This window comes from Synechococcus sp. CCY 9618 (genome assembly GCF_019038415.1).
In the GTDB taxonomy this organism is placed as follows: domain Bacteria; phylum Cyanobacteriota; class Cyanobacteriia; order PCC-6307; family Cyanobiaceae; genus Cyanobium.
This window is the reverse complement of record NZ_JAFKRG010000005.1, coordinates 1-21,483: the sequence shown is the minus strand read 5'-3', so window position 1 is coordinate 21,483 and position 21,483 is coordinate 1. Positions and strand designations below refer to the sequence as shown.

The window sequence follows — 21,483 nt, the reverse complement described above, 5'->3', positions numbered from 1 at the left end:
ATGCCGACCGCCCCAGTCAGATCCTCCTCTGTGGCCAGCTTCCTGCCGCCGGAGCTCTACCGCTCCGAAGCCATCGCCGCCCTGGAGCGGAAACACTACGCATCGCGGTTCTGGCACCCCGTCGCCGCCGCTGCCGACCTGCCCGTGGGACAGGTGCGGGCCGTGGACGTGCTGGGACTTTCCGTGCTCATCTGCCACGGCAGCGATGGCATCGTCCGGGCCTTCCGCAACCGCTGCCCCCATCGGGCGGTGGCCTTCCTGGAGCCGGGCCAGGGCACCGTGGCCTGCCGCAGGCTGGTCTGCCCTTATCACGGCTGGACCTACGACCTCGAAGGCCGGCTCATGGCGGCGGCGCGGGAATCGGAATTCGTCGACCCCTTCGACCGAAGTGCCTGGCCGCTGGAAGATCTCGACTGCCGGCTGCTTGCCTCCCTGATCTGGGTGGCCCCGGGGGTGAATCCCATCCCCCTGGAGGACCAGCTCGATCTGCCCCTGCAGGAAGCCACCTCAGCCCTGAGGAACCCCCTGGAGCTCCTGGCCTTTCACGAGCGAACCCTGGCCTGCAACTGGAAAATCGCCCACGACAACACCCTCGACGATTACCACGTCGCCATCGCCCACCCCACCACCCTGCACCGGTTGCAGGGCCCGGTGAAGCACTACGGCCATCGCTTCGGCGCCTGGGCCAACGTGCTGGCCACGCCGTGGGCCGAACCGACTACCGGAGCAGGGGAATTCCTCACCTTCGGACTTCCCCCCTGGAACCATCTGCTGCTGTGGCCCGATGGGCGCCAGGCCATGATCCAGTTCGTTCCCGAAACCATCGACCGTTGCCGCATGCAGGTGTGGCTGCTGGGACCCCGGGAGCTCCAGCCCGAAGGCGAAGCGCTGATGGCCGAGATGGTGCACTTCCTGGCCGAGGACCGCGCCTTGGTGGAATCAGCCCAGCGGGGCTACGGGGAGGGTTTCCGCACGGGGCCTCCCCACCGGCTGGAGGCCCGCATCCTTCACCAGCAGGCGATTTACGCGAAGCTGCTTCAGCCCTGGTACGCCTCGGGACGGATGCCCAGGTAGGCGGCCTCCTTGAACAGGGCCTGCTTGGCATCGGCATCGCGGCGCTGCTCGGCGACCGCATAACGGGCCCGCAGGGAGGCGATGAAGGCGGCGCGACGGGGATCCCCATCCTGGCCAATCACTTCAGTCCAGCGGTCCTCAGACCGGCGGTCCACGACCTGATCGCCGCCGGCCTCGGCTGCAACGGGCTGATCAAGGAGGTCAATCACGGTAGTTGTCCGTTCAGTGTGAACACATCTTATCTCCGTCTGCACGGCGAAGGGTGTTCCGCAGCCAGTCCGCCATCGCCGTGTTGATCTCCAGCAGATCGGCCACCGGCCGGTCGGTGAAGGGCAGGGTGGGCATGTACCCGTCCGGACCGAATTCGGGGGTGAAGCTCGGCGGCAGTGCCCCACGTTCCAGGGCCCGGTCGGTGAACAGTCGCCAGCAGGCCAGATGGGCCGCCAGGGCCTCGCCATGCTCGGGCGCGAAGGGATGGGACACCTGGGGCCCCTGGGCGTGGCCCACCCGGGCGTGGATGTGGTCGACCCTGTCGGCCATGGCCTGAACCGGTGCCAGATCCGGGGTCATCAACCGTTCGGCCACCACGCACCAGTGGCTGAGATCGGCCGTGAGCCGCAGGTCCGGCAGGGCGTCCAGCAGGGAAGCAATGGTCCAGGGCATGCCCAGGCAGCGGGAGCGATGGGTTTCGAAACTCACCGCCAGGCCGGTGCGGCCCACCAGCGCCAGGGCCTGTGCCAGGAAATCCCGCTGCAGCTCGAAGGGCCAGGCATCGCTGCCCGTGAGCACGGTCACCCGATGGGGATCCAGGGGAGCGCAGGCGTCGAGCCGTTCGCCGAGCTCACGCAGATGCTGCGCCGGGCTCCAGGCGAGGTCGGGCACGTAGCCGCCGCCGGTGACCACCTCCAGCACCAGGGGCCTGCCCGCATCCCGCAGCCGTCCGGGGGCGTCCCCGTCGCCCAGCAGGGCCGGATGGCGGATGTTCAGCTCCAGCCCATCGAAGACGCCCCGGCGGGCCGTCTCCAGGGCCAGGGCCAGGGAGCCTTCAAAACCCCAGAGGGAGAAGAACAGGAGGGAAGCCATCCGGTCAGTGCGGTGCCTGCCACTCTTCCCGGGCAGCGGGATGGGGCCGGTGTCCATGCCCTCCCAGAATGGCTGGACAGTGAATGTTCGCAGGGAACGGTGGCGGGCTGACGCCAAGCGGGAGAGTGGGGTCGGCGACCAGAATCCGCAGCATCCGCCGCCCCTCCGTGACCGCCTCCATCCCTTCCGCGCCGCCGGCCACCGATTCCCCTGCGGCTCCCCCCCTGCTGGCCGGTCCCCTGCTGCGCCGGCTGAACGAGCGGCGCGACGGTCCGGGCTGGCGCCGCCTGGCCTTCCATGGCGCGGTGCTGCTGCTCGGTGCCGTGCTCTGGGGCGCGCCCATGGAGGCGCTGGCCATCCCTTCGATGCCCAGCGCAGGTCTCTGGGCCCTGCGGCTGGGCGGTCTGCTGCTCCTGGGCTGGGGACTGGCCTTCGGTTTCTGCGCCATGCACGAGTGCGGCCATCGCACGGCTTTCATCGGCAAGGACCTCAACGACACGGTGGCCTGGTGGGCAGGGGTGCTGAGCTTCTACAACGCCGACTACTACCGCCGCTACCACCAGTGGCACCATCGCTACACCCACCAGCCCGGCCTGGATCCGGAGCTTGAGGACGCCCCCCCCGGCAGCCTCGGGAGCTATCTGCTCGAACTCAGCGGCCTTCCCTGGTGGATCGGCAAGATCCGGGGCCACGCGGCAGGGCTGCGGGGTGATTTCGGCGGCAGGCCCTACATCCCCGCCGAGGCCACCGAGGCGGTCACCCGCTCGCTCCGACTGCAGTTCTGCGTCTACGGGGCGCTGCTGGTGGCCTCCCTCTGGCACGGCAATGGCGCCGTCCTGTGGTTCTGGCTGCTGCCCCTCGCCGTCGGCCAGCCCCTGCTGCGCTTCGTTCTGATGGCCGAACACGGTGGCTGCAGCACCAGCACCGACGGCCTCAGCAACACCCGCACCACCCGCACCCTGGCCCCGCTGCGCTGGCTGATGTGGCAGATGCCGTACCACGTGGAACACCACCTCTATCCCTCCCTCCCGTTCCACGCCCTGGCCGAAGCCCACACGCATCTGGCGCCCCGCATGGAGCACTGCGACCCGGGCTATCTGGCCGTGCATCGCAGCTTCCTCGGCAATCCCGCCCGACTGGCCCTTCCCTGACGCTCCCCGCCGGTCCCCCCTCCCTTGCCGACCGCCTCCGCCTCAACTCGCCGCCTCGCCCTGGGAGATCTTCTCCTGGCCAGCGGGGCGATTCTTCCTGGCGCCTGCCTTGATTACCGGGTCTACGGGACCCTGGCCGCCGACCGCTCCAACCTGGTGCTCTACCCCAGTTCCTACGGCGCCTGGCCCGAGGACATCGACTGGGTGGTGGGCCCGATCCTCGATCCGGCGCGCTGGTGCGTGGTGCTGGTGAGCCAGTTCGGCAACGGCCGCTCCAGCAGCCCCAGCACCGGGGAGCCTGGTCTGGCCGGCGGACGCTGGCCCGTCGACCATCGCGACAACGTGACCGCCCAGCTCCGGCTGCTGGAGGAGGTCTTCGGAGTGACCTCTCCGGCCCTGATCTACGGCTGGTCGATGGGCGCCCAGCAGGCCTACCACTGGGCGGTGCTGGAGCCGGAGCGGACCCGGCGGATCTGCTGCGTCTGCGGCAGCGCCCGCACCACGCCCCACAACCGGGTGTTCCTGCTCAGCCTGCGCCAGGCGCTCACAGCAGATCCCGCCTGGGACGGCAGCCGCTTCCGGGGCGTGCCGGAGCAGGGGCTGCGCACCTTCGCCCTGATCTACGCCAGCTGGGCCGCGAGCCAGCCCTTCTACCGCCGCGGCGCCCATCAGGATCTCGGCTATTCCAGCGTCGATGCCTATGTGGAGCAGGCCTGGCTGCCGGCCTACCGGCGACACGACCCCCACGACCTGCTGGCCATGCTCGACATCTGGCTGGCCAACGACGTGGCCGCCGCAGCGGGAATCGCCTCGGGGGACCCGGACGCCGACCTGGCGCGGGCCCTGGGCCGCATCCAGGCCCGCAGCGCCGTGATCGCCGGGCGCCACGACCTCTACTTCACTCCGGAGGACTGCGCCGCCGAAGCCGCCATGATCCCCGGTGCCCATTTCGAAGTGCTGGAGTCCGACCTGGGCCACCGGGCCGGCAATCCCCGGGACGCTCCGGCCGAGCAGCGACAGCTGCGGGCCGCAGTGGAACGCCTCTGCACCATCTGAGCCTCCGGCGGCCCTCCCGCCCCCCTCCGCCACCCCCTTTCACCTCCGACCCGCCCCGATGACCGACCTGGCCCGCTACGCCGCCACCCACGGCATCCGCCACTTCCTGTTTTCCTTCTGCGATCTGTTCGGCGTGCAGCGGGCCAAGCTGGTGCCCGCCTCCGCGGCCGCCGAACTGGCCAGATCCGGTGCCGGCTTCGCCGGTTTCGCCGCCTGGCTGGACATGACGCCCGCCGACCCGGACGTGCTGGCCATCCCCGACCCCGCCAGCCTGATGGTGCTCCCCTGGCAGCACAAAGTGGCCTGGGTGGCCACCGATCTGCAGGTGGAGGGACAGATGCTGGAGCAGTCGCCCCGGCGGGTGCTCCAGCGTCAGATCGCCAGGGCGGCAGCCATGGGCCTGCAGTTCCGCAGTGGCGTGGAAGCGGAGTTCTTCCTGATGGACCGGGAGCGGGACACCATCGCCGACAGCCTCGACCGGCAGGCCAAGCCCTGCTACGACCAGCTGGCCCTGATGCGGCACTATCCGCTGATCAGCGAACTGCTTGAGGGCATGGAAAGCCTCGGCTGGGGCCCGTACCAGGCCGACCACGAGGATGCCAACGGCCAGTTCGAACTCAACTGGACCTATGCCGAAGCCCTGGTCACCGCCGACCGGCACGCCTTCTTCCGGGTGATGGCCGCCGCCCTGGCGGAACGGCACGGGGTGAGGGTCAGCTTCCAGCCCAAACCGATTCCGGAACTCACCGGCAACGGCGCCCACCTGCACGCCTCCCTGTGGGATGCGGCGGGGCGCAATCTGTTCCACGACCCCTCCGGGGAGAAGGGACTGTCGGAACTGGCCTACCGCTTCCTGGCCGGGCTGCTGGCCCACGCGCCCGCCCTGTGCGCGCTCACCAATCCGGTGGCCGGCAGCTACCGGCGGCTGGCCCGCTCGGTCACCACGTCGGGGGCCACCTGGTCACCCTCCTGGATCAGCTACGGCGGCAACAACCGCACCCACATGGTCCGCATCCCCGACGACCAGCGGATCGAGCTACGCCTCGGCGACGGCGCCGCCAATCCCTACCTGCTCCAGGCCGCCGTCCTGGCGGCGGGCCTCGACGGCATCGCGCGTGGTCTGGAGCCCGGAACCCGCAGCGATGTCAACACCTACATCGAGCCGCCGGTGGGGGCCAGAGCCTTGCCCACCAGTCAGGCGGATGCCCTGGAGGCCTTCCGCCATGACGAACCCCTGCGGGAGGCCCTGGGCGAAGACTTCTGCAGGGCCTACGAGGCCCTGATCGGCGAGCGCAGCGACGACTGAAAGTCGGGCACGAATGCCTATGGCCATGGAGGGCCGGTGGCAGGAGAGTGATCCCAGCAACCAGGAGGCTCCAGCGATGGAAGACACACCACCCGGTCAGTCGTCAGGAGTTTGTTGACTGCAGGCCCCTGCTCCAACAGTCTTGTTCCTATTCCCGGTTTCCCGGTCTCACGCAGATCACCCGATGCATCGTTCCAGGTGCCCACGGGTTCATGGAAACCTCTCCCTGGAAACCCAGGCCCCAGGTGCCTCCCTCCGCAGCTCCGACTCCGAAACCAGTCACCAGGGATCCGCGAAGATCCACAGAATCGCTGACGTTTCTTCGATGGCGCGTCCATGACGGAACCGGCCTCCCCGGCTGGCTTCCGCATCACCCATCACTGGTCCCTGAAGGGGCCGAAAGTCAGCAGAACTGAAACCCATGTCACGAAGCCCGGCCCCCCCTGGGGATCCGGGCTTTTTCATGGCCGCTGCCCCGCGTCCGTTCTCAGTTCAGGGAACCGGCGCAGCTCGAGCCGCTGCCGGCGGTGCAGCCGAAACAGTGGGAGGCCACCTGGATGGGGGCTCCGGAGGGATCGACATGCAGCAGATCGGCCAGGCAGGCCCCACCCCCCGCTCGATGGCCGGGCCAGGCTGCCGGCAGGCCGAGCTGCTGGTTGAAATCGCAGTCGAACAATCTCCCCTGCCAGTCAACGCTGATCAGCTGGCGACACATCACATGGGGCAGGTTGGCGTCACGGTGGCTGCGGCGCAGCAACTGCAGGTAGCCCTCCAGCTCACCGGTGCTGCGCAGCACCTGGGCGAAGCGCTGGATGGGCATGTTGGCCAGCGCATAGAGCCGGTTGAACACCACTCCGTGTTCCGCCTGGAGGAAGCGGCGGTAGTCCGCTTCGAGGGCCGACTGGTCGGGCGGCAGTGCCGGGCCCTGGGGGTTGAAGACCAGATCCAGTTCCAGTGCGGAGCCCGGCTGGGCGTAGCCGAGGGCATTGAGACTCCGGAGGCCCTCCATGCTGCGGGCGAAGACACCTGATCCCCGCTGCCGGTCGACATTCTCGGCCAGATAGCAGGGAAGGGAAGCCACCACCGTGACCCCCTGCTCGGCCAGGAACGCCGCCAGATCCTCCTGGCCGGGTTCCGAGAGAATCGTGAGATTACAGCGGTCGATCACCGTCACGCCCATGGCACGGACGGTCCGCACCAGATCGCGGAATCCGTCATGGAGCTCCGGGGCTCCCCCGGTGAGATCGAGGCTTCGGATCGCGCGGGCCTCGAGCACCGGAGGAATCAGGGCCAGGGTGGCCGCATCCATGGTCTCGGTGCGGGTGGGCCCGGCATTCACATGGCAATGGCTGCACGATTGATTGCAGCGGTAGCCCAGATTCACCTGCAGGGTGACCAGTCCCTCCCGATGCAGGGAGGGAAAAGACCGTGCCGGGGCCTGGGGCCCCACCATCACTTCCGTCATGCCCAGGCGATGCGCTGGAGGGGAGTCTGGGCGATCAACACTGCCGGCGTGGCTGGGATGGGAACCGATGGACCATGGAACCTGCCTAAGGTTTTTCTTCACATTCAGAGACAGACCATGACGCGCTTGCCCTGGGCGGTGCTGCTGCTGACTCTGCTGGGGATCCGCTACCTGGTCTGGCGCATGGGCGCGAGCCTCAACCTGGCCAGCCCTCTGGCGGCGACACTGAGCCTGCTGACCCTGGCGGCGGAGCTGGTGCTCCTGGCTGGCTACTTCCTGCAGCTGTGGTTCACTTTGCTGCCGGAACGGCCTGTGCCTCCCGCCTGCCCGGTCCCCGACCCTGCCCCACCGGTGGACGTGCTCGTGCCCACCTGTGGGGAACCCCTGGAGCTGGTGGAACGTTGCCTGCGGGGCTGCCTGGCGATGGACTATCCGGATCTGACGGTCTGGCTGCTCGACGACGGCGCCCGCCCGGAACTGGAGACGCTCTGCCATCGCCTTGGCTGCCGCTATCTGGCCCGAAGCGAGCGCCGCCATGCCAAGGCCGGCAACCTCAACCACGCTCTGGACCACTGCCGGGGCGCCCTGGTGGCGGTGTTCGATGCCGACGTCGTGCCCCTGCGCCCCTTCCTGACCCGAACCGTGGGTTTCTTCCGCGATCCGGCCGTGGGCTTCGTCCAGACGCCCCAGAGCTACATGAACGCCGATCCGGTGATCCGCAACCTGCGCCTGGAGCGCTGGCTGCTGCCCGACGAGGAAAGCTTCTACCGCTGGATCCAGCCCACCCGCCAGAACCTGAACGCGGTGGTCTGCGCCGGCACCTCCTTCGTGATGCGGCGCGAGGCCCTCGACCGGGTGGGGGGCTTCGAGACCGCCACCCCTTCCGAGGACCTGGCCACCGGCATCCGCATCGCCGCGGCCGGTTACCGCAACCATTACCTGACGGAGAAGCTGAGCGCGGGCCTGGCGCCATTCACGGCAGCCGCCATGGCCCGGCAACGCTGCCGCTGGGGCAGCGGCTCCCTCCAGACCCTGCGCACGGGGGCCAGCCCCCTCTCGATCACCGGTCTGAGCCTCCTGCAACGGTTGGCCTACAGCGAGGGCATCCTGCACTGGTTCAGCTTCCCGGCCCAGCTGGTGCTGCTCTGCACCCCGCTCAGCCTGGGCCTGCTGGGGATCGCCCCGATCCTGATCGGGGGGGAGGCGCTGCTCACCGTGGCGATGCCCTTCTTTCTCAGCCAGCTGCTGCTCACCCGCTGGCTGAGCGGCCATGCCCGCACGGCGATCCTGCCGGAGCTGTACCGCTGGATCTTCCAGCTGCCGATCTGTGCCGCCGTGATCAGCACCGCCCTGGGTCGGCCGCGACGCTTCCGGGTGACTCCGAAAGCGGTGGTGGGTGCCGGACCGGCCGGCCCCGACCCCGGGCTGCTGTTGCCCCTGCTGGTGCTGCTGGGTCTGCAGCTGCTGGCGCTGTGGAACCTGGCACCGGGCCGGCTGCCGCTGCTGGCCGGCCAGGGGGTGGCCCTGCCGGTCTCGGCGGCCACCGTCGGGGTGGTGCTGGGCTGGAGCCTGCTCAACGGGATGCTGCTGCTGCTGGCGATCCGCAGCTGCTGGGACCGCCCGGGGTATGACGGGGTTCCCTGGTTCGCCCTGGCCCTGCCGGTCCACCTCCAGCACCGGGGGGTCCGCCAGAGGGCGCGGCTGCGGGCCATCAGCGCCGCAGGGGCCGAGCTGAACCTGGAAAGCGGTGCTGACGGGGAGTCCCTGGCCTCAGCGGAGGGTCTCACCGTGGAGGGAGTGCTCCCGGATCTGCCGCTGCCCTTCGTGCCGATGGCCCAGGGCGCCGGTGCCGTCGGCGGGGTCTGGGGGCCGCTCACGCCGCTGCAACGGGACCGGCTCGATGCCCTGCTCTACCGGCGCGAAGGCCTCTGGCCCACCATCCGGGCCCCGTCCGAGCTCCGCACCCTGCCCCTGGTGCTGCTGCGACTGCTCCAGCGGATCCGGCCGGAGGGCTGGTTCCGCCGCAGCCTCATTCCCCAGCTTCCGCCGCTGGCTGCCCTGCCGCTCCCCAGGCATGCAGACCTTCCAGCAGCGGCAGCAGTGCCCGACCCCGCTCGGTGAGGTCGTAATCGACCCGCGGCGGCACCTGGGCGAACACGCGGCGCTCCACGACGCCATCGGTCTCCAGCTCACGCAACTGGGCCGTAAGCACCTTGTGGCTCACCCCCGCCAGGGAACGCTTCAGGGCGGAGAACCGGCGGGTGCCGGCAATGAGTTCCCGCACGATCAGTACCTTCCAGCGACCGCGCATGACCTGAAGGGCCAGTTCCGCCGGGCAGTGCTGGGGGCCTCCAGGGCCCTGGGGTTCATCGAGGAAGGCAGTCAAGCGAGGAGCCCGGGGGTTACCGCCAGGTGCCCCAGGCACAAGTCGGTGCGTTCTTGTCAGGGTCGAGGCGATTCGGTCAGAGTCGCTTCACGACCTTAGGGACATCCGCCGGGTCCTTTCCCATGACCGACCTGTTCACCCCCCTGACCCTGGGCGAGCTCGAACTGCCCAACCGGGTGCTGATGGCACCCCTGACCCGCTGCCGCGCCGAACCGGACCACGTGCCCGGCGCGCTGATGGCGGCCTACTACCGGCAGAGGACCGGCGCCGGCCTGCTGATCGCCGAGGCCACGATGGTGATGGAGGGCCACTCGGCCTTCTGGAAAGAGCCGGGCATCCACTCGCCGGCCCAGGTGGAGGGCTGGAAACTCACCACCGAAGCGGTGCACGGGGCTGGAGGCCGCATCGTGCTGCAGCTCTGGCACGGCGGCCGGGCCTGCCACCCCCTGCTCAACGACGGCCGTCAGCCGGTGGCACCGAGCCCGATCGCCATCACCGGCGACGACGTGCACACCCCCGAGGGGAAGAAGCCCTATGTGGTGCCCCGGGAGCTGGCCGACGAGGAGCTGCCTGGAATCGTTGCGGGCTTCCGATCGGCCGCCCGCAACGCCATGGCCGCCGGCTTCGACGGAGTGGAAGTGCACGGTGCCAATGGCTACCTGCTGGATTCCTTCCTGCGGGACGGCAGCAACCGGCGCGGCGGTCCCTACGGCGGACCGATCGCCAACCGGGCCCGGCTGCTGCTGGAGGTTCTCGGCGCCGTGCGCCAGGAGGCGGACCTGGTGGGCCTGCGCATCTCGCCGCTGAACAGCTACAACGCCATGGAGGACAGTGACCCGATCGGCCTGGCGACCTGGCTCGCCGAGCGCCTGGAAGGCACGGGGCTGGCCTACCTCCACGTCATGCGGGGCGACTTCCTGGGCCGGCAGCAGGGTGATCTGCTCACCCCGATCCGGGCACGGTTCACCGGGGTGCTGGTGGCCAACATGGGGTACACCGCCGCCGAAGCGGACGCTGCCATCAGCGCCGGCGACCTGGATGCCGTGGCCTTCGGCAACGCCTTCCTGGCCAATCCCGATCTGCCCGAGCGGATCCGCCGTGGCGCCCCCCTGCAGGAGCCCGACCCGGCCACCTACTACTCCGCCGGCCCCGCCGGCTACACCGACTACCCCTTCCTGGAGGCCGCCTGACATGCCCCCCGATCTGCTCGTGCTCAGTGCCAGCAACGGCGAAAACCTCAAGCTTGCGGAACGCTTCGCCGCCGCCGGCCGGGCCCGGGGCATGGAGGCGGAGGTCCTGGACCTCACCACCCTCTCCCTGCCCCTCTACAACCCCCGCACCCATGCCGAGTCCGGAGTACCCGCGGAAGTGGCGAACCTCAGCCAACGGCTGGAGGCTTCCCCTCGCTGGGTGATCTGCGCCCCGGAATACAACGGCTCCCTTCCCCCGGTGCTGACCAGCGCCATCGCCTGGCTGTCGGTGCAGGGGGATGGGTTCCGCAGCCTGTTCAACGGCCGACCGATCGCGATCGCCACCCACTCCGGCGGTCCGGGCGTCGAGGTGATGACCGTGCTGCGCATCCAGCTGGCCCATCTGGGGGCCCATGTGGTGGGACGCCAGCTCACCAGCAACCGCAACAACCCGGCCAAGGACAGCAGCATCGATGACATCGTCCGCCGCCTCCAGCACATGCAGCCGATCCACACCTGAACCTTTCCCATGACCCTGACGTCTTCCTCCCCCCTCTTTGACGACCGTCCAGAGACCTCTCTGGTGGTGAGGCCCGCCGCCGAGCGTTTCCACAGCCGCCTCGACTGGCTGGACAGCTGGCACAGCTTCTCCTTCTCCCATCATCACGATCCCGCCTGGATGGGATTCGGCCCGCTGCGGGTGATCAACGACGACACCATCGCCGCCGGCCGCGGATTCGGCATGCATCCCCACCGGGACATGGAGATCGTCACGGTGATGGTGGAGGGCCAGCTCAACCATCGCGATTCGATGGGCCACAGCGAGGTGCTGCGGGAGGGAGAGGTGCAGGCGATGAGCGCCGGCACGGGCGTGGTCCACAGCGAGATGAATCTGGGCGAGCGGGCCTGCCGACTGCTGCAGATCTGGATCGAACCCAGTCGGGACGGCTTTCCCCCTGCCTATCGCCAGGAGCCCTTCCAGCTGCAGGCCGACTGGACCCCGCTGCTGGATCCGGACGGCGAGAGGGGCGCCCTGGCCATCAACCGTCCGATACGGCTCTGGCGGGCACGCCCCGCCGCCGGGGATCGGCTGGCGTTGGGGATCGCCTCCGATGCCAGGGGCTGGCTGCAGCTGATCGACGGCCAGGGGACAGCCTTCGGCCGCCCCCTGGAGCGGGGGGATGGCGTGGGCTTTCCCGCCGGGCCCGGCGAGACCTTTGAGGCCGGCGAGAACGGAGCCGATCTGCTGCTGTTCGAACTGCGTTGAGCGTCCGGGACCGCCTCAGGGGATGCGCAACCCGGAAACGGCCCCAGGATGGGGGCAGCAGCCCGACGTCATGGCCCGCTTCCTGTTGCTCTTCAGGCCCCGCTCACCGCTGACTCCCCGCGAGCTCATCGGGCGGCTCGAGCCCCTGATCGACCGGTTCGGCGCCGAGGTGGAGCACCGCTCTCCCGCTCACCTGAGCGCCATGGTGCGAGGGGAGCATGAGACGCTGCGGCTGCGGTTGATCGCCGACGTGCAGGCCAAGGCCGATGGTCCCGTACTGGAACTGGTGCTGATGAGCCGGGAGGCCATGGGAGCTGGCGCCCCCCAGACCAAGGAACGGTTCGGGAGCCTGGTGGCGATCGCCGCCCAGGTGATGCCCGACCTTGATCTGGTGTTTCGATCCGACCGGGACGGGGCCCTCCCGGACCGCGATTGAAAGCAGAACTGGGAGAATGGACCCCATGCCCACGCTATCGGCCACCCCCGCCGCCCTTGCGGAGCTGCAGCCACCCCGCGGCTACCGCGTCCTGGCATGGACCGGCCTCGCGGTCAATGTGCTGGCCCTGCCGGTGGGTCTGCTGCTGATCCTGCGCGACGGCATCTGGCGGACCGCCAACATCACGGTGTACACCAGCGCCCTGTTGCCCACGGTGGCCCTGGGCGTGGTGGCCTGCATCGCCCTGCTGCAGTGGCGCCTCTGGGGCCAGATCCTGGCCATCGTCGCCCTGGCGATGGGCCTGGCGATCGAGCTGGCCTACGGCATCGTGCGGCTCGTGCTGGTGAGCGAAGGGAGGACCCTGCTGGCCGTGGGCGCCCCTCTGACCTGGGTCCTGACCGTGGCCGCCCTGGTGTTCTGGTGCCGTCCAGCCATCCGCGCCTACCTGCGCTGAGGGCCGGCGGAGACCACCGGCCAACCTGGCGTTCTGTATCAACGGCTCCACCCATGGGGCCGGGCACAAGGATTGGATACCCGGCAGCCGATCCAAGCTGATCCAATGCCCAGCCCCCAACGCTTCGCCGCCCTTCAGGAGATTCACCAACGTCCTCCGGTGGCGACGCCCCCCATCGAGTCCCTCGATGAGCTCTGGGCCAGCGATGTGTTCAGCCTGGCCAAGATGAAGGCGGCCCTGCCGAAGGACATCTTCAAGTCGGTGCAGCGCACCATCAAGGAAAGCGGCAAGCTTGATGTCTCGGTGGCCAACGTGGTGGCTCAGGCGATGAAGGAATGGGCCACCAGCCGTGGCGCCCTCTATTACGCCCACGTCTTCTATCCCCTGACCAACGCCACCGCCGAAAAGCACGACGGTTTCATCTCCGTCCAGGGCGACGGCTCGGTGATCACTGAATTCACCGGCAAGGTGCTGGTGCAGGGCGAGCCCGACGGCTCCTCGTTCCCCAGCGGCGGTATCCGCACCACCTTCGAGGCCCGGGGATACACCGCCTGGGACATCACCAGCCCCGCCTTTCTGATGGAGACCCCCAACGGTCTCACTCTCTGTATCCCCACGGTCTTCATCTCCTGGACCGGCGAGGCCCTCGACAAGAAGACCCCCCTGCTGCGCTCCAACGCGGCGATGAACAAACAGGCCCAGCGCCTGTTGAAGCTGATGGGTGAAACCGAGGTGGCTCCGGTCAACTCCAGCTGCGGGGCCGAGCAGGAGTACTTCCTGATCGACAGCGCCTACGTGCCCCTGCGTCCCGACCTGCTGCTGGCGGGACGCACCCTGTTCGGCAAGCCCTCCGCCAAGGGGCAGCAGTTCGACGACCATTACTTCGGCGCCATCCCCCAGCGGGTTCAGGTGTTCATGCAGGACGTGGAGCGCCAGATGTACAAGCTGGGCATCCCCGCCAAGACGCGTCACAACGAAGTGGCTCCGGGTCAGTTCGAGATCGCCCCGTTCTTCGAGGCGGCCAACGTGGCCACGGACCACCAGCAGCTCACGATGACCATCCTCAAGTCCACGGCCCGTCGCCATGGCATGAATTGCCTGCTGCATGAGAAACCCTTCGAGGGCATCAACGGCTCCGGGAAGCACGTCAACTGGTCGGTGGGCAATCCCACCCAGGGCAACCTGCTGGATCCCGGCAACACCCCCCACGAGAACATGCAGTTCCTGATGTTCTGCGGAGCCGTCATCCGTGGGGTGCATAAGTACGGCCCGCTGATGCGTGCCGTGGTGGCCACCGCCGGAAACGATCACCGCCTCGGGGCCAACGAAGCTCCGCCGGCGATCATCTCCGTCTACCTGGGCAGCCAGTTGGAGGACGTGTTCCGGCAGATCAAGGACGGGGACGTGACCGGCTCCGCCCACGCCGGCGTGATGAAGCTCGGCGTCGACACCCTGCCGGAATTCCCCAAGGATCCCGGCGACCGCAACCGCACCTCCCCCTTCGCCTTCACCGGCAACCGCTTCGAGTTCCGGGCCGTCGGCTCCAACCAGTCCGTGGCGGGTCCTCTGGTGGCCATGAACACGATCCTGGCCGATTCCCTTGCCTACATGGCCGACCAGCTGGAGCAGAAAATGGGGGCTGGAGAAAGCCTCCAGAGCGCCTGCTTCTCGGTGCTCAAGCAGATCATGACCGACCACGGCAACGTGGTCTTTGGCGGCGACGGCTACTCCAGCGAGTGGCACCGCATGGCCGTGGAGGAGCGGGGCCTCGAAAACCTGCCCACCACCGCCGATTCCCTGCCGGTGCTGCAGCGTCCCGACGTGAGGGATCTCTTCTCCCGCACCGGCGTGCTCAGCCCCCTGGAGCTGGAAAGCCGCTTCGAGGTCTACGCCGAGCAGTACGTCCTGGCCATCGATGTGGAGGCCAAGCTGGCCGTCCAGATCGCCCAGACCCAGATCTATCCGGCCGCCATGCGCTATCTGGGTGAACTGGCCAGTTCCCTCCAGCTGCAGAGCACCATGGGTCTGCAGGTGTCCCCGGAAACCCAGTCGAAGGTGGCCTCCCTCAGCGCCAAGCTGATGGAGCTCAGCGGCACCCTGGAGAGCGCCATCGGCAATGCGCCCCACGGCACCATGGCCCACATGCGCTACTCCTCCGACACCCTGGTTCCCCTGATGCACCAGCTGCGGGAAGCGGTCGATGGCCTCGAGGCCCTGGTGGACGACAACCTCTGGCCCCTGCCCTCCTACCAGGAGATGCTCTTCATCCGGTGAGCACCGGAGCCCCCTGAGGATCGGCAGCCATGACGGCCCTGCTGCTCGACCTCAATGGGGTGCTGTTCGAGGACGGCACCCCGTTTCCCGGGGCCGTGGAGGCGGTGGCCTCGGCACGACGCCGGGGCCACCTGCTTCGTTTCGTCACCAACACGGCCACCCGTTCCCAGGAGGACCTGCGGGCGGATCTGGAGCGGATGGGATTTTCGGTCGGCTCAGGGGAGCTGTTCACCGCCCCCCTGGCCGCCCGCAGCTACCTGCAGCGGCGCGGCTGGCACCCCCATGCCCTGGTGCATCCGGCGATCGAGGACCTCTTCGCCGACCTGAAGCTGCCCCAGGGATCTGCCGAGGATCCCGATTGCGTGGTGCTCGGCGATGCCAGGGACCGGCTCACCTACGGGGCCCTCAACCGGGTGTTCCAGCTGGTGCAGCAGGGCAAACCCCTGATCGGCATCGGCCGCAACCGCTGCTTCCGTGAGGGAGGCCGCTGGATGCTTGATGCGGGGGCCTTCCTCACCGCCATTGAATGGGCCGCGGGAACCGAAGCCCTGGTGATGGGGAAGCCATCCGCCGCGTTCTTCGATGAGCTGGTGGCCTCCACCGGGCTGCCAGCGGGGGACTGCCTGATGGTCGGGGACGACGTGGAAGCGGATGTGGCCGGGGCCATGGCCAGGGGGCTGCGAGGGGTGCTGGTGCGCACCGGCAAGTTCCGTCCCGGTGACGAGGAACGGCTGCCGCAGGGCGGGCTGGTGATCGCTTCCATCGCGGCCTGGCCGGACCTGGACGACAGCGTGTGGAGTTCTCCAGCGCCGCGGCTGCCGCCCTCAGCCGCTCCAGAATGAGGATCCCGCTCGGTCATGCCCCCCGCCGGCAACCCTCGAGGCGGCCGGAAGTCCTGCACCGGCAGGGCAGGGGGAGGCGATCCGTCTGATCTGGTGCCGCAGCCAGGGGACGGTTGACGCCGGGCAAGAGCGTCCCGCCAGGGATTCAGGCGTCCTCCCCGCTGCGGAGACGCTCGCGGCGCTGCCGGAGGTAGGCGATCAGTTCGGCGCGAAGATCGGCCAGTTCGCAGGTGCAGCCACGGAAGGCGGCCCGATGCAGCAGGGCGTGGTCAGGTACTCCCAGATCCCTGAGCATCAGGTTGATGGCATCGAGCTGCAGTTGCATGGACCGATGGGAGGGAAGCGGGCGTGAGCACGGGCCCCTGGGCATCCGGCACCCTTTCGATCAACGTACCCATCCCCGGGCGGGCCTTTCCACCATCGGGCCGGGGGGCAACGAATCTTCAGGGTGCCACGGGCACCTGAATCCGCAGGATCTGCTGCAAAGTTCTGGACGCTTGGTTCCCTTCAGCACAGTCGCCCCGCGCTGGTCAGTGCTGAAGTCAATCCATGAGTCTCTCCACCGACCCGCTCTCCCCCGCGGAGCCGCCCCCCGATCTGCGGGACCTGGAAGACCATTACGGCTCCTACTGCCGGGCCATGAGGATGCTGGTCCGGGAAGGGAAGAGTCTCAAGAACGTCCAACGGACGGTGTGCTGGAAGCAGCTGGCCCTTCTGCACGACTGCCGGCCGGCCCGCTATCTGGAACCGGATGCCCTCTACCTGCAGCTGTGCCGGGAGAGACGCGCCGGCGCTGGCGGGACACGCTGAGGAAAGTCCCCAAGCCCAGGCTGGGATGCTGGCTCCGAAGGGTGATGTGTCCTGGATTCGGTCACATCGGCCACTGACAAGCACCCCGTCACGGGACGATGACGGGATCTTCTGTTACTGACGATGGAGTCCATGGACGCACCAACGGCCTTCGCTGCTGTCGCGCTCGCTGCGGTCTCCTGGGACGGGGCCCTCACCATGGCGGGCACCCGGGCTCTCCGGCATGCCCTCGATTACCGCGCCCCTTACAAGGGCCGGGGCGACAAGGAGATGATCTCCCTGATGGACACCCTGCTCCAGGCTCTGCGGGCCAAGGGGGCGATCGGCCTGATGGAGGAAGCGGCGGCGGTGCTTGATGACCGCCAACGGCACACGGCCTACGCCGTGGCCGCCGAGATCATGCGCTCCGACGGGCCGCTGCAGGAGCAGGAGCAGACGATCCTTGCCGACCTGGCTACCACCCTTCGTCTGGACCAGGAGGAAACCGCCAAGGTTCTGGAGGTGATGGATATCCTCCATGCCAGCATCCTGGAGTCTGCCGTGAGCGCATGATCCCCGCGGAGGTGCAGCAGCCGCTGTTGGCCGACACGCCCCTCCCCCCTGCAGGACTGCGTATCGCCGTGGTGGGTGCCGGAAGTTCCGGACTGCTGCTCGCCCTGATCCTGCAGCACCAGGGTCACCGGGTGTCTCTGTTCGAGCGCTCTCCGCAATTGCGCACCGAAGGCTGCGGCATCCTCCTGGTGAAAAGCGGCGTTGAGGCCATCGCGGCCGCAGCCATCCCTGGGCTGCTCAACGATCTGCTGGCCGGCGGCCATCCCGTGCAGCGGTTCGTCTTCCGCAACCTGCGGGGCGATCTGATCGAAGCCAGCCCCGCCGAACGGGAAGCGGGAGATCTGCCGTCTCTGCTGATCCACCGCCGCGCCATTCTCGATGCTCTCTGGCGCCATCTCGATCCCGCCTGTTTCCATGGCGATCACGCGCTCGTCGACTGGTGCCAGAACGATGAGGGCGTCCACGCCCGCTTCTCCGAGGGCAGGGAATGGACGGGTGATCTGCTGGTGGGAGCTGACGGGATCTTCTCCCAGGTGGCCCCCCTGCTCTGCCCGGAGCGGCGACTTCGCTACCTGGGAGATCGGGTATGGCGGGGGGTGGTTGCGGATGGGAGCTTCTGCCGCGACGGTGATTTCTTCGTCTATGCCCGCGGACGGGGCATCTACGCCAACTTCTTTGATCTGGGCAGCGACGCCGAGGGCAGGGAGCTGACCCACTGGGGCTTCTTCCAGGAGGAGGAACTGCCGGAGGATCGCGATCGGCGGCGGCAGTTGCTGGACGAGGGGGTCCCGGCCGATGCGCTTGCCAAACTGCCGGCCGATGCGGCCGCGATCATCGCCGCCACACCGCCGCAGTGCGTGGTGGCCAACTGGTCATTTGACATCGACCCCCTCCGCGCTCTGGCAGGGGGCCGGGTGGCCCTGATCGGTGATGCCGCCCATGCCATGAGTTCCTCTCAGGCCCGGGGCATGACAGCAGGTCTGGAGGATGCGGTGGCCCTGGCGGCACGGCTCGCCCCCGGCGCCGCCACCTCCCTGGGGCAGGCGCTGCAGGCCTACGAGCAGGAGCGGCTGCCCGTGGTGCACCGCTACCAGGAGCGCAGCCGGCAGGTCAGCCATCGCACGGGACGGAAACGCCCCCCGGGCAGCAGGCCTTCCGGGGGTGGTTCCACCTGAGCGACACCGGAAGATGTCGTGAAGGTGACAGTTCTGATCTGGCACAGGGCCCACAATGGAAGATCTGTCTGCGAGGCAAGCCGTGGCGATCTCCTTACCTCTGTCCTCACGCAGCCGTAAGGCACCCACGGCCTGCCGCACCTACCGCCTGGTGGACCTGCAGGGAAACCCCCATCCGGTCCTTGACGACCTCTACGAGTCCCTGGATGCCGCCTGGAGCGAGGCGTTGCACTGGTGGCAGGAGGAGTTCGGTCCGGTCCAGGGGCCCGTGGGCATCGGGGTGGAGGTGAGCACCCTCAGCGGCGAATGGCGCACCCTGCGTCATCCGGGCACCTGAAGCCTCCCCTCCCCTGGGGCCGGAACCACCACTGCCCCGGGCTCCCCGGTCACTTCAGCTCACTTTCACTCCCTTCCAGAACGCCACCCGGCCCCGAATGTTGTCCGCGGCCTGCTTGGGCTCGGGGTAGAACCAGACGGCGTTGGCATTCACCTGGTCGTTCACGACCAGGTCGTAGTAGTGGGCTTCGCCCTTCCATCCGCAGACCGAGCGATGGCTCGATTCCCGGATGCAGCTGAGATCGAGCGATTCAGCCGGGAAATAGGCATTTCCCTCCACCGTGACGATGTCATCGCTGCTGGCGACCACCTGTCCATTCCAACTGGCCTGCATCGTTTTCAAATCCGAGGGTTTCCATTCTGGCGTCCCCGGGCCTACCGGTCGGTGGGCTGATAGATCCTCAGGGTGCCCACCCCCACCGGACTGGCGACAGGAGCGGGGCCGGCAGGAAAAGCCACCACCTGAAACAGGTAGGTGTCCGCCTGGGAGGGGTTGGCCCACGGGCGGAGGGAGACCGTGATGGTCTGCCCGGGGAGAACGGGCTCCGGGAACAGAAGGTTGAAACGTCGGGCCGCGGCATCGAAGCTGGCCTGGACACGGACTGGCGTCCCCTCGCGGCGGGGGACCCCGAGAAAGGCGCGGGTGCGATCCACTGAGAAAGGGAACTGCCAGTCGGCTCCACGGATCTGCTGGATCGTCAGGGTTCCGAGCGCGGCGCCGGCGTCTGGATCGAGGCGGAGCGTGAAGAAGTACTCCGCAGGGATCTGGCCCACATTGGTGGTGTAGCTGGTGAGTTCCACCTTCCAGGGGGCGCGGACGAACCGCGTGGTGCCTCCCACCTCGAGGGCAGCGACGGGAGCGGCTGTGCCCATGTGAATAGCCAGGGCCAGGAGCGGCAGCTTCCAGCCCCAGGCCCTGCGCCGACCAAGGCGCTCGCCAAACCGCAGGCCGACCGATACAGCGTGGTTCATCTGGAGGATCCTCTCGGGGGGGAAGGGGTCGGGGTCGCCAGGAACGGGGCCGGATCCTGATCCCGCCGGTGGCGCCATGGGATCGGTTCGCCCGATGCCATCGGATCAGCCGGATCGAGGCCAGCGGTTCGCTCCAGAGCGCTGCGCAGTGACCTGGCGGAATGCAGAGGCATGTCCCTCGGCACGCTGATGCGGTCGCGCAGATAGCGCAGACCCGCGGCCGATCCGGCGGGGGGAGGGCAAGACCGACCGGAGATCAGCTGGGTCAGGGCACAGCGCAGCGGCCGATCCATGCCATCCGGGCCCAGGGGATTGCGGGCCAGAAGAACGGCCCGGTGCTTCACAACCCTGGCAAGAGCAACAGAGGCCGCGTCCTCGGGTGCGCTCTGGCTGGTTTCCGGATCGGGCCGCTCCGGGCCGAGGATGGGCCAGGGCCCGCTGTCGATCCGCCCCGCCAGGTGCCGTTGCTCCTGGCTGCCGCTGGCGTGGCAGCCCCCCATCTGGGGGGGCAGGTCGTGGGCGTGGGTATGGAAATCGCTCTGGGTGCCCAGATAGGTGGAGCGTCTCTCCAGGGCGGCGAACCAGCGATCGATGGCGGGATGGCGCTCTCGCAGCAGATAGCCCTTGTAGTAGGCCAGGCTCGCCGACATCCGCTCGACATAGGGCACGAAGATCAGATCCGCCGAACTCAGCTCCCCCAGCAGGAACGGCCCAGGATCAGCGACGAGGGCCAGGCCGAAACGTTCGGCGAAACGGTCGAAGCCCGCCCTGCCGCTGCTCTCTTGCGAGCCATCGCGGCTGGGCACGCAAAGCCACTGGCACCAGGCTCGGAACAACTGCCGCTCCAGCTGACGCAGGGGCAGCACGGCGGGATCGGTCATCCCCGGCCCCAGGGAACCGAAGGCCCGCTCAAGTTCCTCGAGGATCTGATCGCTCTCGGTGATCAGGCGACCGTCAAGCTCCAGGGCAGGCAGCATGCCGCCACGTACCAGATCCGTGTACCAGGACTCCTTCTGCCCGTAGCAGAACATCGTCACCTTGCGAACCCGGTAGGGCACCCGCCGCTCTTCAAGCCAAAGCCACACCTTCTGGCAATAGGGGCACCAGGCGTGGTGGTCGCGGTAGAGCGTCACCCGGACATCCCGTTCGGAATGGCCGAACAGTCGCAGCAGCGCCCGGGCGCTGGCAGGACCTCCCATCGGGTCAGGGTCCGGTGGCGCCCCCAGCGGTTCCAGCTCCCACCAGTCCATGGGCCTGAATGGTGCGGGTGCGAGGCCGGCCATGAACCGAAACCGGGGAATTCCAGCCTAGGAAACCCTTCAGCTTTCCTTCGCCAGCCGGGCTCGCGCCGCCGTGGAGCGGCAATCTATGGTCGGGAAACCGGACCTTTCGCGAGACCTTCGCTTCCATGTTTGACGCCTTCACCAAGCTCGTGGCCCAGGCCGATGCCCGCGGCGAATTCCTCAGTCCTGGGCAGATCGATGCCCTGGCAGCGATGGTTGCCGAGAGCAACAAGCGGATGGACACCGTCAACCGCATCACCTCCAGCGCCTCCAGGATCGTCACCAACGCGGCCCGCGATCTCTTCGATCAGCAGCCCGCTCTGATCGCCCCCGGCGGCAACGCCTACACCCATCGCCGCATGGCCGCCTGC

The 21,483-nt window shown here is 68.4% G+C and carries 24 protein-coding genes and 1 pseudogene; 17 read left to right on the top strand and 8 right to left on the bottom strand.

The features are described from left to right. Positions 1-1,074, top strand: coding sequence for an aromatic ring-hydroxylating dioxygenase subunit alpha (locus KUG41_RS00800; RefSeq protein WP_216900100.1), 1,074 nt, complete (start codon positions 1-3; stop codon positions 1,072-1,074). Here KUG41_RS00800 and KUG41_RS00795 read toward each other — a convergent pair. Beyond that, complete coding sequence (locus tag KUG41_RS00795) at positions 1,038-1,283, bottom strand: hypothetical protein (RefSeq protein WP_254216701.1); 246 nt, start codon at positions 1,281-1,283, stop codon at positions 1,038-1,040. The genes KUG41_RS00800 and KUG41_RS00795 overlap by 37 nt on opposite strands. A 13-nt stretch (positions 1,284-1,296) precedes the next feature. Continuing rightward, positions 1,297-2,157 carry a sugar phosphate isomerase/epimerase gene (locus tag KUG41_RS00790; protein ID WP_216900098.1) on the bottom strand — a complete coding sequence of 287 codons (861 nt, stop codon included), beginning with the start codon at positions 2,155-2,157 and terminating at the stop codon, positions 1,297-1,299. A 167-nt stretch (positions 2,158-2,324) separates the two neighbouring features. Between KUG41_RS00790 and KUG41_RS00785 the strand changes: the two genes are divergently transcribed. The 3 genes from KUG41_RS00785 to glnT are packed head-to-tail and all read left to right on the top strand — an operon-like array spanning position 2,325 to position 5,670. Then, positions 2,325-3,308 (top strand): fatty acid desaturase, encoded by a 984-nt coding sequence (locus KUG41_RS00785; RefSeq protein ID WP_371733985.1) that lies wholly within the window; start codon positions 2,325-2,327, stop codon positions 3,306-3,308. A gap of 24 nt (positions 3,309-3,332) precedes the next feature. Next, positions 3,333-4,364, top strand: coding sequence for an alpha/beta fold hydrolase (locus tag KUG41_RS00780; protein WP_216900094.1), 1,032 nt, complete (start codon positions 3,333-3,335; stop codon positions 4,362-4,364). A gap of 58 nt (positions 4,365-4,422) precedes the next feature. Further along, a complete protein-coding gene (gene glnT / locus KUG41_RS00775; RefSeq protein ID WP_216900092.1) occupies positions 4,423-5,670 on the top strand; it encodes a type III glutamate--ammonia ligase in 1,248 nt (415 codons plus the stop codon). 487 nt (positions 5,671-6,157) lie between these two features. Here the strand turns inward: glnT and arsS are convergent, their stop codons facing one another. Next, positions 6,158-7,135 (bottom strand): arsenosugar biosynthesis radical SAM (seleno)protein ArsS, encoded by a 978-nt coding sequence (arsS, locus tag KUG41_RS00770; RefSeq protein WP_254216700.1) that lies wholly within the window; start codon positions 7,133-7,135, stop codon positions 6,158-6,160. Between the two features lie 117 nt (positions 7,136-7,252). Between arsS and KUG41_RS00765 the strand changes: the two genes are divergently transcribed. Continuing rightward, positions 7,253-9,256: a glycosyltransferase gene (locus tag KUG41_RS00765; RefSeq protein WP_216900090.1), complete on the top strand. Its 2,004-nt coding sequence runs from the start codon at positions 7,253-7,255 to the stop codon at positions 9,254-9,256. On the opposite strand, the gene KUG41_RS00760 is transcribed toward KUG41_RS00765, so the two are convergent. After that, positions 9,165-9,521 (bottom strand): helix-turn-helix domain-containing protein, encoded by a 357-nt coding sequence (locus KUG41_RS00760; RefSeq protein ID WP_254216699.1) that lies wholly within the window; start codon positions 9,519-9,521, stop codon positions 9,165-9,167. The two genes, KUG41_RS00765 and KUG41_RS00760, sit on opposite strands and share 92 nt — an antisense overlap. 122 nt (positions 9,522-9,643) lie before the next feature. Here KUG41_RS00760 and KUG41_RS00755 point away from each other — a divergent pair, with 122 nt between their 5' ends. From KUG41_RS00755 to KUG41_RS00725, 7 genes are all read left to right on the top strand, one after another. Continuing rightward, positions 9,644-10,711, top strand: coding sequence for an alkene reductase (locus KUG41_RS00755; protein ID WP_216900088.1), 1,068 nt, complete (start codon positions 9,644-9,646; stop codon positions 10,709-10,711). Between the two features lies 1 nt (position 10,712). Beyond that, positions 10,713-11,231: an NADPH-dependent FMN reductase gene (locus KUG41_RS00750; protein WP_216900086.1), complete on the top strand. Its 519-nt coding sequence runs from the start codon at positions 10,713-10,715 to the stop codon at positions 11,229-11,231. A gap of 9 nt (positions 11,232-11,240) precedes the next feature. Next, positions 11,241-11,978: a pirin-like bicupin family protein gene (locus KUG41_RS00745; protein WP_216900084.1), complete on the top strand. Its 738-nt coding sequence runs from the start codon at positions 11,241-11,243 to the stop codon at positions 11,976-11,978. 70 nt (positions 11,979-12,048) lie between these two features. Next, positions 12,049-12,414, top strand: coding sequence for a hypothetical protein (locus tag KUG41_RS00740; protein ID WP_216900082.1), 366 nt, complete (start codon positions 12,049-12,051; stop codon positions 12,412-12,414). A 25-nt stretch (positions 12,415-12,439) separates the two neighbouring features. Beyond that, the gene (locus tag KUG41_RS00735; RefSeq protein ID WP_216900080.1) at positions 12,440-12,868 is read left to right on the top strand and encodes a Hepatitis C virus core protein; all 429 of its coding nucleotides are present in this window, start codon (positions 12,440-12,442) and stop codon (positions 12,866-12,868) included. Positions 12,869-12,973: 105 nt separating this feature from the next. Beyond that, positions 12,974-15,142, top strand: coding sequence for a glutamine synthetase III (locus tag KUG41_RS00730; protein ID WP_216900078.1), 2,169 nt, complete (start codon positions 12,974-12,976; stop codon positions 15,140-15,142). 29 nt (positions 15,143-15,171) lie between these two features. Next, the gene (locus tag KUG41_RS00725) at positions 15,172-15,984 is read left to right on the top strand and encodes a TIGR01458 family HAD-type hydrolase (protein ID WP_216900076.1); all 813 of its coding nucleotides are present in this window, start codon (positions 15,172-15,174) and stop codon (positions 15,982-15,984) included. Positions 15,985-16,129: 145 nt separating this feature from the next. Here KUG41_RS00725 and KUG41_RS00720 read toward each other — a convergent pair whose 3' ends face one another. After that, on the bottom strand, positions 16,130-16,309 hold the full coding sequence (locus tag KUG41_RS00720) for a hypothetical protein (RefSeq protein ID WP_216900074.1): 180 nt from the start codon (positions 16,307-16,309) through the stop codon (positions 16,130-16,132). Positions 16,310-16,533: 224 nt separating this feature from the next. On the opposite strand from KUG41_RS00720, the gene KUG41_RS00715 reads away from it, so the two are divergent. The 4 genes from KUG41_RS00715 (at position 16,534) to KUG41_RS00700 (ending at position 18,858) form a co-directional block, all read left to right on the top strand. Next, complete coding sequence (locus tag KUG41_RS00715) at positions 16,534-16,794, top strand: DUF3136 domain-containing protein (RefSeq protein WP_216900072.1); 261 nt, start codon at positions 16,534-16,536, stop codon at positions 16,792-16,794. Positions 16,795-16,926: 132 nt separating this feature from the next. Beyond that, a complete protein-coding gene (locus KUG41_RS00710) occupies positions 16,927-17,346 on the top strand; it encodes a tellurite resistance TerB family protein (RefSeq protein WP_216900070.1) in 420 nt (139 codons plus the stop codon). Further along, positions 17,343-18,521 (top strand): NAD(P)/FAD-dependent oxidoreductase, encoded by a 1,179-nt coding sequence (locus KUG41_RS00705; protein ID WP_216900068.1) that lies wholly within the window; start codon positions 17,343-17,345, stop codon positions 18,519-18,521. Before KUG41_RS00710 ends, KUG41_RS00705 begins: the two co-directional genes overlap by 4 nt. Positions 18,522-18,603: 82 nt before the next feature. After that, positions 18,604-18,858, top strand: a complete 255-nt coding sequence (locus KUG41_RS00700; protein WP_371733984.1) for a hypothetical protein — start codon at positions 18,604-18,606, stop codon at positions 18,856-18,858. A 54-nt stretch (positions 18,859-18,912) separates the two neighbouring features. Here the strand turns inward: KUG41_RS00700 and KUG41_RS00695 are convergent, their stop codons facing one another. The 3 genes from KUG41_RS00695 to KUG41_RS00685 all read right to left on the bottom strand — a co-directional run bounded on the left by KUG41_RS00695 (position 18,913) and on the right by KUG41_RS00685 (position 21,112). Continuing rightward, positions 18,913-19,191, bottom strand: a complete 279-nt coding sequence (locus tag KUG41_RS00695) for a DUF427 domain-containing protein (protein ID WP_216900066.1) — start codon at positions 19,189-19,191, stop codon at positions 18,913-18,915. A gap of 41 nt (positions 19,192-19,232) precedes the next feature. Continuing rightward, a complete protein-coding gene (locus tag KUG41_RS00690; protein WP_254216697.1) occupies positions 19,233-19,730 on the bottom strand; it encodes a DUF2808 domain-containing protein in 498 nt (165 codons plus the stop codon). 95 nt (positions 19,731-19,825) lie between these two features. After that, a complete protein-coding gene (locus KUG41_RS00685; RefSeq protein WP_371733983.1) occupies positions 19,826-21,112 on the bottom strand; it encodes a glutathione S-transferase family protein in 1,287 nt (428 codons plus the stop codon). A 125-nt stretch (positions 21,113-21,237) separates the two neighbouring features. Here KUG41_RS00685 and KUG41_RS00680 point away from each other — a divergent pair. Then, positions 21,238-21,483, top strand: a pseudogene (locus tag KUG41_RS00680) (phycocyanin subunit beta); the annotation flags it as partial.

Excerpts from the sequence above, each read along its gene's own strand:
- KUG41_RS00720 (WP_216900074.1), bottom strand. The coding sequence starts at position 16,309 with ATGCAACTGCAGCTCGATGCCATCAACCTGATGCTCAGGGATCTGGGA.
- KUG41_RS00695 (WP_216900066.1), bottom strand. The coding sequence starts at position 19,191 with ATGCAGGCCAGTTGGAATGGACAGGTGGTCGCCAGCAGCGATGACATC.
- KUG41_RS00790 (WP_216900098.1), bottom strand. The coding sequence starts at position 2,157 with ATGGCTTCCCTCCTGTTCTTCTCCCTCTGGGGTTTTGAAGGCTCCCTG.
- KUG41_RS00705 (WP_216900068.1), top strand. The coding sequence starts at position 17,343 with ATGATCCCCGCGGAGGTGCAGCAGCCGCTGTTGGCCGACACGCCCCTC.
- KUG41_RS00735 (WP_216900080.1), top strand. The coding sequence starts at position 12,440 with ATGCCCACGCTATCGGCCACCCCCGCCGCCCTTGCGGAGCTGCAGCCA.
- KUG41_RS00750 (WP_216900086.1), top strand. The coding sequence starts at position 10,713 with ATGCCCCCCGATCTGCTCGTGCTCAGTGCCAGCAACGGCGAAAACCTC.
- KUG41_RS00740 (WP_216900082.1), top strand. The coding sequence starts at position 12,049 with ATGGCCCGCTTCCTGTTGCTCTTCAGGCCCCGCTCACCGCTGACTCCC.
- KUG41_RS00710 (WP_216900070.1), top strand. The coding sequence starts at position 16,927 with ATGGACGCACCAACGGCCTTCGCTGCTGTCGCGCTCGCTGCGGTCTCC.
- KUG41_RS00715 (WP_216900072.1), top strand. The coding sequence starts at position 16,534 with ATGAGTCTCTCCACCGACCCGCTCTCCCCCGCGGAGCCGCCCCCCGAT.
- KUG41_RS00765 (WP_216900090.1), top strand. The coding sequence starts at position 7,253 with ATGACGCGCTTGCCCTGGGCGGTGCTGCTGCTGACTCTGCTGGGGATC.
- KUG41_RS00730 (WP_216900078.1), top strand. The coding sequence starts at position 12,974 with ATGCCCAGCCCCCAACGCTTCGCCGCCCTTCAGGAGATTCACCAACGT.
- KUG41_RS00745 (WP_216900084.1), top strand. The coding sequence starts at position 11,241 with ATGACCCTGACGTCTTCCTCCCCCCTCTTTGACGACCGTCCAGAGACC.
- KUG41_RS00755 (WP_216900088.1), top strand. The coding sequence starts at position 9,644 with ATGACCGACCTGTTCACCCCCCTGACCCTGGGCGAGCTCGAACTGCCC.
- glnT (WP_216900092.1), top strand. The coding sequence starts at position 4,423 with ATGACCGACCTGGCCCGCTACGCCGCCACCCACGGCATCCGCCACTTC.
- KUG41_RS00800 (WP_216900100.1), top strand. The coding sequence starts at position 1 with ATGCCGACCGCCCCAGTCAGATCCTCCTCTGTGGCCAGCTTCCTGCCG.
- KUG41_RS00685 (WP_371733983.1), bottom strand. The coding sequence starts at position 21,112 with ATGGCCGGCCTCGCACCCGCACCATTCAGGCCCATGGACTGGTGGGAG.
- KUG41_RS00725 (WP_216900076.1), top strand. The coding sequence starts at position 15,172 with ATGACGGCCCTGCTGCTCGACCTCAATGGGGTGCTGTTCGAGGACGGC.
- KUG41_RS00690 (WP_254216697.1), bottom strand. The coding sequence starts at position 19,730 with ATGGGCACAGCCGCTCCCGTCGCTGCCCTCGAGGTGGGAGGCACCACG.
- arsS (WP_254216700.1), bottom strand. The coding sequence starts at position 7,135 with ATGACGGAAGTGATGGTGGGGCCCCAGGCCCCGGCACGGTCTTTTCCC.